This window comes from Paenibacillus sp. FSL P2-0173, from assembly GCF_038008045.1.
GTDB lineage: Bacteria > Bacillota > Bacilli > Paenibacillales > Paenibacillaceae > Paenibacillus > Paenibacillus polymyxa_B.
Genome location: NZ_JBBOYK010000001.1, coordinates 91,323 through 105,198, shown reverse-complemented (window position 1 = coordinate 105,198; position 13,876 = coordinate 91,323). Strand labels below are relative to the sequence as shown.

The following is a 13,876-nucleotide window of genomic DNA, read 5'->3' as shown; positions in this document are numbered from 1 at the left end:
TAAGTTGTCATTTCTCAGCTCTGTTCATTCATAAAACTAAATTCGTTGGATTTTTGTAATAATTCAGGGGTTCCAAACCGTTTCAAAGGAATAGCTGGGAGCATGGCTTCATGTATTCTGGGTTTGCTGGAGATTGCATTAATTGAGCAAACGGCGCTAACTCAAGCGCTGCACTGGGAACAATTTTTAAAAAAACAGCCGATTTCTCCTTAACATACTAGAAATCGGCCTTTGCCTTCCGAAAAGAGGATTTAGTACATATAATACAACACAAATAATCAGAAATATCGGTGATGCGCCCGAAAGATTGGAAGGTGTGTAAGAAGGCTACTTATCGGCTGAACCGCTAGTTTCCGAGAAATAGTTATGTAAGTGATAAAAAATTCATACATTAGCTGTTATTGTAACTCCCTAAAGGACATGTTTTTTAAGAGACTATGAAGAACTTGCATTCTTCATAGTCCTGTTTAATGAACTATTGATCAATTATTCAGCAAATGATGCAAGTGAACTGCCTTCCCACATTTCCCCCTTATTCAGTGTCCAACCATCATTATAAAGATTGTAGGCACCTTTATTAGCTGCGGGGCTCCATCCCTCATCCCAAGCTAAGAAATAAATGGTTTTCGGATATTTTTCTTTGATGGCATTGATAAATAAAGAATAATCCATACTACCATTGGTTGCCTGCGGACCGACTTCTGTGAAAGCAAAAGGCTTATCAAGAGCTGTTAGCTCGTCATATCCTTGAATCGAATAAGGATCTGAGAAATAAGCGTCTAATCCAACAATATCAACATATGAAGATCCAGGGTAAAAGTCTGTCTTAAAGTTTCGGTTGGCGTCTGGTGCGTATACCCATATCAGGTTGTCCAATCCTCTTGTATCGGTCATATAATGATAGACTTTTTTATAAAGCTGTTGATATAAAGTGATACGTTCGCTATCCTCTTGGTTATAGTCGGTAAGTCCCCACCAGAACCATTCTCCATTCATTTCGTGAAGAGGTCTGAAAAGAACAGGAACACCTTCATCTTCTAACTGCTGAAGGCCGTCGGCAATTTTGCTTAACATAGCGTCTAATCGCTGGCCCTCTTCAGTTGATGAGTCTAGGATTCTTTCATACTGACTGTTTGAGATTGGGGTTTTATAATTTCCAGAGTTAAACGCAGGGTTAGCCAGATGCATACTGATCTGAGGTATACCTCCGTTCTTCCAATGAGAGATTAAATCGGTGTTACAACTATAATCGATCGAATCGGCAATATTAGAAGTCTCCATCCATCCTCTTGAATAATCACAGCCATACACGGCAGGGGACTGTCCTGTTGCATTTTCAATTCGATTAGCTTCGGTCATAGAAAATGACGCATTTGTGTACCCGCCGAATGCTCCTGACACTACGCGGTTTTCCGATGACAGATTAGCGAGCCAGTTCATCACTTCCTTGGTTGTGGCTTGTCCATTAGGATTCACCGTATGTGCAGATGCTGTCTGTGAGAAAGTCGAAGCGATTAACAGAATCCCCAATATTCTTATGTACCACCTCCTCTCTAAAGGAACGGCTGGTCGATTTCTACCATCGTATTCATTTAATTGATTTCACTGTGATATTTCTCCCTATGACACTTCTGATTGCAATCTACATTATTTTTCATTCTAGGAAGTTGATACCAACTTCCTAGAAAATTTTACTTTTACGAATAAAAGCAGCTCAATTATATCGACCTCAAATGAATAGATTAAAATAGTTCTAAAAGAGTAAAAAATAGTTCTTATAACAACTATCATTCAACTTCACAAAGAATGTTAGAGATAAGAATATGCTTAAAGTAATATTTTCCTTTTCATTCTTATGAAAATATTCTTTTCAAATTATTGTTATTATGTGCTATATAGAAGACTTTATGCCCGCACATTTGACACGCCATGTTATAAAAATCAAAAGAAATAAATAGCGGCTAACCAACGTCTATCAAAATAAGTTGATTACATCTGAAGGCTTAGCGTAGATTTTCGCTAAAACAAAAAAGCCGCCAAAATGGCGACTTCTTATGCGTATATGTTGTTGTCTCTCCTTGCAGTGCTGAAGTCTGCACCTGTGTTCGATAAACCTATTGTTCCTCGTTAGCTTTTATTCTTCAACTTCAACAATGATGTTAACCATAGATGCATCGTGATTTTTAATGCGAAGTGGTGCTGTGAAAGCAGATAATATCTTTTTACCAATTAATGGTGCAGGGTTTATGTCTTCGTAAATGAGCATTGTCGGCTCTTCATATTTTTCATGGTCTAAGAAGGCATGGTGAACAAAATAGCCGTTTCTTTTGGCTTCTTCCAGATTTTCAATGCTCATGGTATCAATGGCCACAGCTTTGCAGTTCGGCAAATTTTTACGGATGAATTCCGCTGCTTTGGGAGAGACGGCTGGGAAATTATTAGCGTATTTCTCAAAATCCGTATCTCGGTGTTTCCAATAGCTTGTATTAAAGATGAGAATATCCGCTTCATGCAGCTCTTCATATTCCTGAAGCATTTCAAGGGTAATAAAGCCGTTCGGATCAAGAGGACAATCAATTAACAGCGGTTTTCGATAGATGAATTCTTCAATCGGAACAGCATCTATTCCCTTACCGTTATTTAAATGATGCCACGGTGCATCGACATGGGTGCCGACATGAAGATACATACTTAACACACTTCCATTCCAGGCATCCCCTTTGTCCAAACGCTCTCTAGGCTCTAACTTCACTTCTGGCAATCCTGGATAAACAGGCATTCCTTCATATATTGGGTAACCGATTTCAACGTATTTTGACATACTAAGATGCTCCTGTAATTTTAGTTTTAAGAATCCATTATAGGGGATATTCGCCTAATGTGTAGCTTCCGAAAAGTATAAGCGGAGTACAAACAGACAAACTGATAAAAAGACCATACCCCTACAGGTCAACTCCCTCATTTTAATTTATATTTTATATTCAATCGCCCTATCTTTCCTGAAATCGTACGACCACTTCTCCTTGATTGTCCTTTTAAGAAAGATAATATAAAAATAATAAACGATTATCCTAAGATATTAAAATAGGTATCTCTCCAAGCAGATTCTTTAAGTTAATAGAATCCCACGGCATATGCTCCGTTATACCTAATCCAACTACATCTGTTTCTTCAGATAGTTCTTTAATCAGATTAAGTAGCTGAGGCATTTGCATTGTTCCCGCAGGAGAAAAATTATAAGGTGCTTCAGGGTTGGCGAATAATAAAGAACGAAATGCTTTTGGGTCAAGCACATCTAAATCAAGGTGAATAGCTAGGTGCTTAATGCCACTTTCTTTAATCCACTCTCTTATAGATTCAGTACTATTCGTTAACTCTTTGGTTCCTGCAGTTTTAATTCCTAGTCTTTGAATCACTTCTGTGTCTGATTCTACAGGAGCTATACCTAGTCTTTGAAACGCTTCTGAAATGACTTCTGATTCTTGTTCTGTAGGAGCCGCTAATCCTGCGATAAAGACATTTTCAGGTTTTAGTGGGATTTTCACATGTTTTGTGAACTCCTCATCTCCTTCTCCCAAAAGATTTCCGAGCGGTAATGTATGACCGTTATCATAGCCCACATATCTAACTAAATCACTGTGAGCATCGATCCAAATTAAACCTAATTCCCCACCGTATCGTTCGTTCAAATAGGCAAATGGAGCTTGTTCCACTAAGCAGTCACCACCAAACATTACAATGCGATCTGGCTTATGAGCATCAATGATATGCTGAGCAGCCTCTAACTGTTCAAGTAGCTGTTTTCTCCCATTCATACCGTTTTCTTTTTCAAGCGGAGTACCCTTATAAGCTTGAACTGGAACATGAATAAGAGGTTGTTCATTATCCGGAGCTAGCCAAGCAAGCAGTTCGGCTCCAAAAGAGTAATTAGGATTGTTTCCCCCTTGCCATTGTGGCATTAACAGGCGTATTGTTTTTTTAGTCATGTTTTTCTCTCCTTTACTTCAAAAGTAAGGTTAGTATAAACTGAACACAAATAAAAACGTAGTACGCACTATTTTGATAGGTACTACCCGAAAGGATAGTGTAAACATGAGTATGGCTGAATTTAAAGGTAAAGTTAAAAATATTCAAGATACACCTTTTGGTTATACAGTTTCATTGATTGGTGGTAAATGGAAAATGGTTATTATTTATCTCCTAGCCGAAAACCGAACAGTTCGCTTTAATGATCTGAAAAGACAGATAGGGGCTATTACTTATAAAACATTGAGTTCACAACTAAAAGAATTGGAAGCGGATGGTCTGGTGAATCGAAAAGAATATCCTCAAGTCCCCCCTAAAGTCGAGTACAGTCTCACAGATAAAGCAGAAACGCTATTACCTGTTTTGGAAGGGTTATGTGAGTGGGGAACAAAAAACCAAAATAATTAAATCCAGTTTTCTACTAAAAATCCTGTATGCGAAAAATTGTCCTGTTTTCCAACACTGCTATCCCAAGTTAAACTCTATGGTTAACAGCAGTGACACTTTGTTTATTTAGCTCTAAATGCTGAAGATGCTGTATTCATATACTTCCTCTTATTCTCCAACCGAAGAGGAAAGGCGGCCTTCCATAATGGCTCTGATTTATTCGGTCGGCATCTTCGGGTGTCTATCGTGCGTCAGCAGAACGTTGATTCCCTGTTCCACGTCCGTCAGCTGTGTGTAACAAAAACCTTGTACGACAGGTGAATGCAGCAATGACTGGACATCAGCATGCAGCCGTTCTAGAAATTCTATTATCTTAATTATCGCTTCAAGCCAGATTTATCTCCCGAATCACTTCAAGCGGAACCTTCGGTTTTCGGTCTTCCGTCAACAATCCGTTGACTTCCTGCTGTACATCGGTTACCTGTGTATAGCAATAGCCCGAGAGATAGGGGGTCGCTTTAATTGCTCCGGTGACTGCACGGAAACGTTCGATAAAAGCTTCGACTGAATTCACCTGGTTTCCGTATCCCCAGCCCATGTCCGTCTGGAAGGCAATGCCGCCGAATTCGCTTATGATAATTGGTTGTCCCCGGTAGGCATATCCTTCTGCAAAGGCATATTTCCAATTGTTAAAGGAGATGCTGTTGTTTACAATGCTTTCCTTGTCCTGATATCGCTCCAAAAACTCTTCGCCCGTCTCCACATAATCATGAAGGGTTAAAATATCCGAGACTGTATGCTCCCATCCGTCATTGGTAATCACCGGACGATACGGATCAATCGTCTTCGTCAGATGATAGATGGTTTGCGTGAACTGCTGCTGCCTTACATCATGTCCAATGGTCGATATGCCCCACGATTCATTGAACGGGACCCAAGTTATGATGCTCGGATGATTGTACTGCTGCGGCACGATTTCCAGCCATTCCTTCGTAAAGCGGCTAACCGCCTGATCATTGAACTCAAAGGTCGCCGCCATTTCCGACCAGACGAGCATGCCTTTCACATCACACCAATATAAAAAGCGAGGGTCTTCCAACTTCATATGTTTACGAACCCCGTTATATCCCATCGCGGCTATTTTATCGATATCTTCGATAAGAGCTTCTTCAGACGGCGGAGTCAGATGTGTTTCCGGCCAGTAGCCCTGATCCAGAATCAGCCGCTGGTAAAGAGGACCATTATTCAATAGAACCTGTCCGTTTTCAATCGATATTTTCCGCATGCCAAAATAAGAATACACCCTGTCGCACTCTTTCTCATCCTCATACAGAATAAACTCTACATCGAACAAGTTTGGCGATTCCGGTGACCACAAGCACTGCTTCCATGGACCACCGGCTTCATGAAATACATGGACCTCTACCGTTATCCAGGGCCTGTCGGCAGATAGGCTGACCTTTTTCACATGCTGTCCTTTCAACGTAATCCGTGTCTCTAGGCGTAAATTATCTTTACCCTCGATACCCATGAGCTGAAAGTCAAAGCGGATCATATGACGGTCGATATCCGGTGTTATCTTGACCTCATTGATTCTTACCTCATTCACATATTCAATCCACACACTTTTCCAGATTCCGGTGCTCTGTACATAAAAGCATTCAAAGTTTTGATCCACCCAACGCTGCTTTCCCCGGGGCTGCGTGCAGCTCTGACTATCCTCCACTTTAAGCACGATGCTATTCTCCGAGTCGTAAGTGATATAGGGTGTGATGTCGAAAGAAAACGCAGCATAACCTCCTTCATGCTCACCAGCCATAAATCCGTTCACCCAGCATTTCGCTTTATAATCTACACCCTGAAAATGTAGAATTGTTCTTTTCGCTATTGCCTCCTGCGGGACCTTCACGCTCCTGCAGTACCAGATCACCGGATGGAAGGTCTCGACTCCGATCCCGCTTGCCTTGGTTTCATAAGTAAAAGGTACGAGGATTTTGGCTCCCTTCGGAAAATGATGATACCATTGCTCGCTTTCACCCACTTTGCCGTCGTCGAAGGCGAAATCCCACACCCCATTCAAATCCAGCCACTCTTTACGTACAAATTGCGGCCTTGGATAATTTTTGATATAAGCGTTTGTAGTCATACAGTTTCCACCTATCCTTTGATATATAATTAGTCACCTTAGCCTGATGACTTTACAGTGCATTGCTATCATCTGTAGGTCCGATCGTCATCCTTTACCTCCGCTTCGAAATACAAACAATAAAATCGATTTGTTACACTATTATTGTATCTTTAGGGGATTATATAGTGATGCATTTTTAATGTCAACGCTTTCAAGTTAATTTTATGTAACTAATAAACTGAATAAGGCTTTAGCTACAGAGCACCTGCAACTAAAGCCTATCCATTTCACCAATATCTCAATCCATGACATAATTCACAGTCATTTTGATATTCTGATCATAATCTCCAAATTGCTTTCCGAACAGGTTGAGCCCACCTTGATGCACCGCATCTGGCTTAATTCCGATCCGCAAACGCAATTTGTGGCTGTTTTGCAGGTTGAGCTGATCCAGTGTAACCGAGGAAACCTTCTCCATATCCAGCGCAGTCTTCTCTTTATCTACTCGCCAGGTCTTGAGCAACCCATACTGGGTAGACCACTCATACCACCAGGCAGGATTCAGCTTGCCGCGCCTGTCTCCAAAATCACCGGGACACGTCCACATGCCAATCTCCACGCCATTAACCCACAAGGAAATATCAGAAGGCCAATTGTTGTCATAGTTTGGTGCTTCAGAACACATTTCCATCGATAGCTCAAGCGATTCTATTCGCGCTCCTGCCGGTATTTCGAGCGGCATTAAATACTCGACATAGCCCTTGCGGAACCATATCATCTGGGCTCCGATATGCTTCGGGTGGAAAAAACTCGCCGGTTCGTCCTCGCGTATGATCATCCCGTCTGCATTGGCCATACCGCACGTCGGTGAAACCTCACAATCGCTATAATGACCGATCGGCATGTCCACTTCGTAGATCTGTACATCCCCTTTGGGTACTGCTTTTTCAAGATTTAGCGCAATATGAATGTCATCATAATTGCGGCTGCACATCTTCATCGCGCCGCGAGAGGCAGGCAGCAGCTCTGTATTAATCAGTCTAGCAGCCTCCAGAACCTTGATATTGTTGGCTACCGTAGACACCGGAAGTTGAAGAGCTTCCGCTATTTCTACAATATTAAGGTTTTTAGAAATCAAGAGGCGGAGAATATCAACTCGGGAACGGGTGGATAAAGCATGCGTAACCGTTACCAGCTTGTCCGGATCATCAAAACTAAGCTCAAGCATTGCATCACCCATCTCAATTTACTGTGATTATATTACAATAAGTTTACTTGTATGCTTTGAAACAGTCAATAATATTGTATTAAATTATTAATTTTGTATTAAATACCGATCATGTCCGATTTCTCTGGTTCAAGAACCCATAGGAAAGACAGCGATTTTTGAGCGGAACCCTGTATACAAATGCAACACGTTATTCCTTTGCTTTATGCAATAAAAAGCCGCTGATCTTCGGATTAAGATCAGCGGCTGATGCTCTCTTCATTTTAAACTTTCTTTAATACCCATACTCCATACGGTTCCAATGGTACGGTACCAGTAAGCCTCCTACCGGAAAGGAGTTCCTCCGTCTCAACACTCAGTTTAACCTGAGCCGTTTCTCCGCTGTAATTCAGTAGAAATACCAGCTCTTCTTGTACATCCGCACGAATAGCGACTTCTACCGTCGAAGGAGCTTTGCACCACCCCGCAAGCGGAGATGTCACCGGCAGCTGTCTTAGGAGCTCAGCCGCTAATGCTAGGTCAAAAGCTGCACCCCAATAGTAGACCAGTCCCTTGCCGACACGGTTGAGGGTCAAGGCCGGTTTCCCTTCATAGTAGCTTGATGCGTACTCTGCGAGTACTTCTACCGTATCAGCATGAACATTCAATATATCGTTGAAGCCTGGAGCCCAAAAATCAAGAGCTTGATCCTTAAATCGCACCGATACAGGTGATGCCGTCCCATTTATCATCGTAAAGTCCTCTACGTGGACGCCGCTCATTGCGGCTGCAGGGCCTGGGAGTGGCTGCATGCGGCAGTGACCGAACTCGTTCTTATAACCGGTGCGGCAGCCGAAGATCAGGATGCCCCCATCCTCTACATATTTCTGTAACATAGCTGCCGTACTGTCTCGTAGGATCGCCGGATGCGTGTATACCAGCACCTTGTAATTGGCCAGTTCCCGCAGCTGTTCTGATTCCATACCCGGACGGATTGTAACCATATCCGAAGGTATATGTCCATACTGCAGTGCCTTGTACCAGCCGAGCTCACTTTGCTTTGTCAAGGGACCATACCATTTATCCAACTCGCCATCCCACTCGTTATCATAGTCACGAAGTAGAGCAACCTCTGCCACGTAACGTTTGCCAAGAATCCGCCCTCCAACCTTTTGCAGCTCCTTTCCGACGCGGCCTGCTTCTGCGACCCGACGATTCGGCTGATTGTGATAATCATTAATTCCATGCCAGTACATTTCCGTACCAAACGTTGCCGTTCTCCAGCGGAAATACAAAATCATGTCTGCCCCGTGAGCAATGCTTTGGTAGGTCCACAATCGCATCTGCCCCGGGCGCGGAGATGGCATCTCCATCCTGTTCACCCATCCTCCTGGACCGGATTGCTGCTCCATCACGCAGAAATTTGGTGACATCCCTCTGACGTTACTTAAAGTAAGCCCCCACTTGCGATCCAGCAATGGCTTCTCCCCTTGGTCCGGATAAATGGTACTGAATTGAGGGTAAGAATCGTACGAGAAAAAATCAAGCAGTTGATCCGTCATTTTATGGCTATCCAAATGCCCGAATACACCGTTGGTTGTCACCCACTGATTAGGCGCCACTGACCGAATTATGTCCACTTGTAGCTTGGCAAACGAAATGGTGTTATCGGATATAAATCGCTTCTCGTCCAAAGCCTGATGAGGATTCGTTGACCCGGATACGGTCGGACGAGTTAGATGGACCTGATTCCAGCTGTCGTAAGTTTGATTCCAAAATACAGCCCCCCAGGCCTTGTTGAGTTGCTCCAACGTACCGTATTTTGCCTCTAGCCAGCGCCGGAAAGCCTGATGATCTGCCTCGGCATAGAAGACGTTTATCTCGCAGTTCAGCTCATTATCAATTTGCCACCCAATGATGGCCGGATGATCTTTGTAATGTTGTGCCATCTCTCTTGTAATACGTGCGCAAAGCTCCAAATAAACGGGACTGCTGTAGTTATAATGCCGACGCTGACCGTGTTGGAACGTGACCCCTTCCATGGATACGTTCAGCACCTCGGGATACTTATAAGTAAGCCATGCCGGTGGCGTAGCTGTTGGTGTGCCCATGATCACTTGAATCCCGTTCGCGTCTGCCTGCTCCAAGAAACGGTCAAACAGCGTGAATTCGAACTTTCCTTCCTCCGGCTCGAAGATCGACCAAGCAAATTCTCCAATCCGAATGATGCTGAAGCCCAGTTCCTTCATTCTTATGAGATCGTCCGACCACAACGATTCGTCCCAGTGTTCAGGATAATAACAAGCTCCTAAATGAAAGCGATCTAAAGATAAGGATTTCGGCATGCTCCAATTCTCCTTCAGTAGAAGTGATAGTACAAAAATGTGATTCTCTGATAATCGTATCTATTGTAATATAAGAATAAAAGGATTAGAATAACTCGATTTTGCTAATTGAATTACTTTTTTGCTAACTTACTCAAGGAGATGGATACATGATTAAAATAGATTGTTATCTTCCTTCACCCATTCTAAAAGGTATACTGTTTCCCGAATCGTTAGGGCATTACAAGAACTTCCCCAATCATGGGGAGCGAAGGAATGCAGGATTACTGAAAGATTACAATTTACATATCATTTTTGCAGGCAAAGGCGCTATTGTGCATGATGGGAAGGAAATCGAGCTTACCCCTGGCATGGGCTTTCTTTTCGGCAAGCATACGACGCAGCAATATCGAACTAAACCCGAGGATCCCTGGGATGTCCGATGGATTCATTTTGACGGGCAGGATGTAGATTCGCTATTACAAGGTCGAAGCATGCACGAACCGTATCTGTTCTCGCTCCACCGGCCAGAACGTTTAAAACCGCTGATGGAAGAAATGTTGCAACTTGCCCAAACTTACCGTCACGACTATGATGTACAGATCTCTTCCCTGCTTTATGAAGTCCTTCTGGAGATCGTCCATCATTCCCACCAAATTTTCGGCACCTCTCCCGGCGGCACCGTCCATGAGAGGATTCGTCATACGGCGGAATATATTCGTATGCATTGTCGAAACATGCTCGATTTGAAGACAATGGCTGCAACGTCAGGTTATAGCTCCTTTCATTTTAGCCGACTCTTCCATCAGATCATGGGTAGTACTCCAGCTCAATATTTGCTCCAATGCCGAATAACGCTGGCCAAACATTTGCTTGTATCTACGGCACTCACTGTAAAGCAGATTGCACTGGAAACCGGCTTTCATCAAAGCAGCTATTTTATCAAGAGATTTCGGGAGCATACAGGCATCACGCCGGAGCAGTTCCGCCAGCTGAGAAGGATGGGTTAGTACAATCCAAAAACTCCTTCAATAGCTGGGCGTGTGTGTATGGCAGCGTACAAATCGAAATTACAAATTATGCAGTTGAATAAAAGAATAAGCGGCCGCTTAGGACGTTTGGTTAACATGTCCTACGCTACCGCTTTTGTTAATGTTTTTTATTTCGCTTATATTTGGGATTAATTTGTCTGTTTGGATATCGCTCCGAAATATTCTACAACTACCTCACGGAATTCCAGAGCAGCCCGCGAAATATACCGACTCCTGTGCCATAATAAAGCGATCTCCCGTACCAATTCGTGATTTTCTACTTGGAGATACTTAAGATGTTCCCGTGAATTCCTTGCCGTGCTTGGTATGAAGGCTATGCCAATTCCAGCTTCCACAAGCGTACTAAGCCTTGCAGGTTCATCCCCCTCATACACATATTTAGGTACAAATCCTTCCGATTTGCATATAGAGTCCACTAAATCGCGAGTACCGTAGCCTCTCTTTACACCGACAAACCATTCATCCTTTAGATCTGTCAACGTTACACTGCTTCGATCTGCCAGCCGATGTCCCTTTGGAACAGCTACAAGGATTGGGTCGATAAACACGATTTGGCATTCGATGTCATCTCCCTCTATTGGAGGTGAGGACAAGCAAAAATCGACCTCGCCTCTATGAAGAAGCGTTACCATTTCCTGCGTAGTCAGCATTTGCACATGAAATTGAATATAGGGTCGCTTTTTCCGAAACTCTCGAAGGATATTGGGTAATGTGCTAGCGGTGGTCACCGCCAATTCGAGAGTGCCATGTTCCGGGCTGGATAAATCACTAAGCTCCTGCTTCCCCTGCTCCAATTCAAATAAAGCCCTCTCTGCACGGTGAAGGAATCTGCTTCCGAACTCATTCAATCGCAGTTTCCTCCCTGTTCGATCGAATAGAGGAACCCCCAGATCTTCCTCCAGGCGCTGAATCGTTTTGCTCAGCGACGATTGAGTAACATGCAGACTCCGTGCAGCTTCGGTCACATGTTCCAAACGAGCTACCGTCAGAAAATATTGCAGTTGAAGAAGTTCCATTATGATCCCCCATTCATTCCCCCAAGTCAATGAGATTATAACATCAAATGCGTTGGAATAAATAATCGGTTTCAAGTACGATGACATTAATTCGCTATGGGGGGACCAGAAATGAGCATTCGCAGCTGGTGGTTAATGATTTCAGTTGGTCTAGGGATACTATTGAACCCATTAAATTCTTCGATGGTTTCTGTTGCTATTCCAAGTCTGCAAAAAGTGTTCCAACTTGACTTTACAGGTGTTTCCTGGATTATTTTTTCTTTCTACATTGCAAGTAGCATCGCTCAACCTGTCATGGGAAAAGCCAGCGATTTATTCGGTCGTAGAAAGATATTTCTTACCGGGCTTGTTGTAGCCTTCATTGCATCATTATTGGCTCCATTATCACCAAATTTCGGGTGGCTCATCGTGTTCCGCATTGTGCAATCCATCGGAACAAGCATGATGGTTGGGGTTGGAATGGCTATTGTTCGAATTCATATTACAGAAAAACAAGCAACTGCGTTGTCTATTTTGTCCATATTCCTATCTGGAGCAGCAGCAATTGGCCCCTTTATTGGCGGAGTCTTGATTCATTGGTGGAATTGGCCTGCTATCTTTTTCATCAATATTCCGTTTGTGGTGGCCAGCTTTGTATTGGCTTGGAGGAATATTCCTAAGGATGAACTGCCAACATCCTTAGCACGCAACATGTCCTTTCGTAAATGGTTTGAATTGATTGATGCATCAGGGATTCTGCTCTTCACAGTGGCTTTGGTTACCCTACTCGTTGGATTACTCTCAGCACAATCATTTGGACATATCTCATTAGGAAATGTCATTGTCGGGCTGATAGGTCTCGTTGCGCTGGGGATATTCGTACGACATGAGTTAAAAGCGACATCACCCTTTATCCCTTTACGCACATTCGCCAAGTACCCTGCAATGACTTGGGTGAATGTTGAATTCATGCTCGTTAATGTACAATATTACTCGCTCTTTTTCGGGCTTCCGTCCTACTTGCAAATGGTACGTCATGTCAGCGAGTTCCAAACAGGCATTCTCATGCTAAGCTTAGGCTTGTGCTCGCTAATTACTTCTCCAATTGCAGGACAATGGATCGATAAATCAGGACCCAGACCGGCATTGCTGGTGTCCGCAATTCTGATGACATTGGGGTCAGTGTGGCTCGTGACATTGAATCCAACTTCACCGGTTATCAGCGTGTGTTTGGCTTTAGCTGCATTCGGAATTAGCAACGGTTTGAACAATGTAGGTATGCAAGCAGCCCTGTTCCAAAGTTCTCCAAAAGAAATAATCGGTGTAGCATCCGGATTATTTAACACATCCAGATATCTGGGAACCATTATCTCTTCATTATTGATAGCTATCGTAATGGGAGGTACGTTTAGCTTCAAGGGATTTCAAATGCTTGGGATCATCCTTACGGTAATTGCATTGTCTTTGGTATTCATGAGTCGGCGGCACCGGGAGTCAGCGCAATTGCATGAGTCGTAGGTTCACTAAGTTCATATCTCAAACCATTGCGCGGCACCCATCAGCATACACCAAATGTCATTTATTTGGCGTAAAGATCTACTACAACAAGTTTTAATTCAGCGACATTGCTACATAAAACTTCGCTACATTCAAACCACAAAAGCCGTAAATCTCCGGGGTTATTGGAGACTTGCGGCTTTTGTGGTTTGTTTAGATTGCCCCAAAGCCATTTGAAAGCTTTGGGGCCCAGTTTCCCT

Annotated in this window: 10 protein-coding genes; 3 read left to right on the top strand and 7 right to left on the bottom strand. The window is 43.2% G+C overall.

Annotated elements, in window-relative coordinates; genetic code table 11:
- Positions 1–486 precede the first annotated feature (486 nt).
- From MKX30_RS00270 to MKX30_RS00260, 3 genes are all read right to left on the bottom strand, one after another.
- Positions 487–1,539, bottom strand: a complete 1,053-nt coding sequence (locus tag MKX30_RS00270; RefSeq protein ID WP_071558741.1) for a glycosyl hydrolase — start codon at positions 1,537–1,539, stop codon at positions 487–489.
- A 595-nt stretch (positions 1,540–2,134) separates the two neighbouring features.
- Positions 2,135–2,821, bottom strand: coding sequence for a cyclase family protein (locus MKX30_RS00265; protein ID WP_279833664.1), 687 nt, complete (start codon positions 2,819–2,821; stop codon positions 2,135–2,137).
- Between the two features lie 250 nt (positions 2,822–3,071).
- Positions 3,072–3,986 (bottom strand): arginase family protein, encoded by a 915-nt coding sequence (locus tag MKX30_RS00260; RefSeq protein ID WP_341062268.1) that lies wholly within the window; start codon positions 3,984–3,986, stop codon positions 3,072–3,074.
- 106 nt (positions 3,987–4,092) lie between these two features.
- Between MKX30_RS00260 and MKX30_RS00255 the strand changes: the two genes are divergently transcribed.
- Entirely contained in the window at positions 4,093–4,434 is a 342-nt protein-coding gene (locus tag MKX30_RS00255) for a winged helix-turn-helix transcriptional regulator (protein WP_013310350.1), read from the top strand.
- A 364-nt stretch (positions 4,435–4,798) separates the two neighbouring features.
- On the opposite strand, the gene MKX30_RS00250 is transcribed toward MKX30_RS00255, so the two are convergent.
- The 3 genes from MKX30_RS00250 to MKX30_RS00240 form a co-directional block, all read right to left on the bottom strand.
- Positions 4,799–6,559, bottom strand: coding sequence for a glycoside hydrolase family 2 protein (locus MKX30_RS00250; protein WP_053325441.1), 1,761 nt, complete (start codon positions 6,557–6,559; stop codon positions 4,799–4,801).
- 280 nt (positions 6,560–6,839) lie between these two features.
- The gene (locus MKX30_RS00245) at positions 6,840–7,769 is read right to left on the bottom strand and encodes an ArsR/SmtB family transcription factor (protein ID WP_023988598.1); all 930 of its coding nucleotides are present in this window, start codon (positions 7,767–7,769) and stop codon (positions 6,840–6,842) included.
- Positions 7,770–8,032: 263 nt separating this feature from the next.
- A complete protein-coding gene (locus MKX30_RS00240) occupies positions 8,033–10,093 on the bottom strand; it encodes a beta-galactosidase (RefSeq protein WP_028541290.1) in 2,061 nt (686 codons plus the stop codon).
- Positions 10,094–10,242: 149 nt separating this feature from the next.
- On the opposite strand from MKX30_RS00240, the gene MKX30_RS00235 reads away from it, so the two are divergent.
- On the top strand, positions 10,243–11,082 hold the full coding sequence (locus MKX30_RS00235; RefSeq protein WP_023988596.1) for an AraC family transcriptional regulator: 840 nt from the start codon (positions 10,243–10,245) through the stop codon (positions 11,080–11,082).
- 170 nt (positions 11,083–11,252) lie between these two features.
- On the opposite strand, the gene MKX30_RS00230 is transcribed toward MKX30_RS00235, so the two are convergent.
- On the bottom strand, positions 11,253–12,140 hold the full coding sequence (locus MKX30_RS00230) for a LysR family transcriptional regulator (RefSeq protein WP_023988595.1): 888 nt from the start codon (positions 12,138–12,140) through the stop codon (positions 11,253–11,255).
- A gap of 111 nt (positions 12,141–12,251) precedes the next feature.
- Between MKX30_RS00230 and MKX30_RS00225 the strand changes: the two genes are divergently transcribed.
- A complete protein-coding gene (locus MKX30_RS00225; protein ID WP_341062267.1) occupies positions 12,252–13,637 on the top strand; it encodes an MFS transporter in 1,386 nt (461 codons plus the stop codon).
- Positions 13,638–13,876 lie beyond the last annotated feature (239 nt).

Excerpts from the sequence above, each read along its gene's own strand:
- MKX30_RS00230 (WP_023988595.1), bottom strand. The coding sequence starts at position 12,140 with ATGGAACTTCTTCAACTGCAATATTTTCTGACGGTAGCTCGTTTGGAA.
- MKX30_RS00225 (WP_341062267.1), top strand. The coding sequence starts at position 12,252 with ATGAGCATTCGCAGCTGGTGGTTAATGATTTCAGTTGGTCTAGGGATA.
- MKX30_RS00255 (WP_013310350.1), top strand. The coding sequence starts at position 4,093 with ATGAGTATGGCTGAATTTAAAGGTAAAGTTAAAAATATTCAAGATACA.
- MKX30_RS00250 (WP_053325441.1), bottom strand. The coding sequence starts at position 6,559 with ATGACTACAAACGCTTATATCAAAAATTATCCAAGGCCGCAATTTGTA.
- MKX30_RS00265 (WP_279833664.1), bottom strand. The coding sequence starts at position 2,821 with ATGTCAAAATACGTTGAAATCGGTTACCCAATATATGAAGGAATGCCT.
- MKX30_RS00245 (WP_023988598.1), bottom strand. The coding sequence starts at position 7,769 with ATGCTTGAGCTTAGTTTTGATGATCCGGACAAGCTGGTAACGGTTACG.
- MKX30_RS00235 (WP_023988596.1), top strand. The coding sequence starts at position 10,243 with ATGATTAAAATAGATTGTTATCTTCCTTCACCCATTCTAAAAGGTATA.
- MKX30_RS00260 (WP_341062268.1), bottom strand. The coding sequence starts at position 3,986 with ATGACTAAAAAAACAATACGCCTGTTAATGCCACAATGGCAAGGGGGA.
- MKX30_RS00240 (WP_028541290.1), bottom strand. The coding sequence starts at position 10,093 with ATGCCGAAATCCTTATCTTTAGATCGCTTTCATTTAGGAGCTTGTTAT.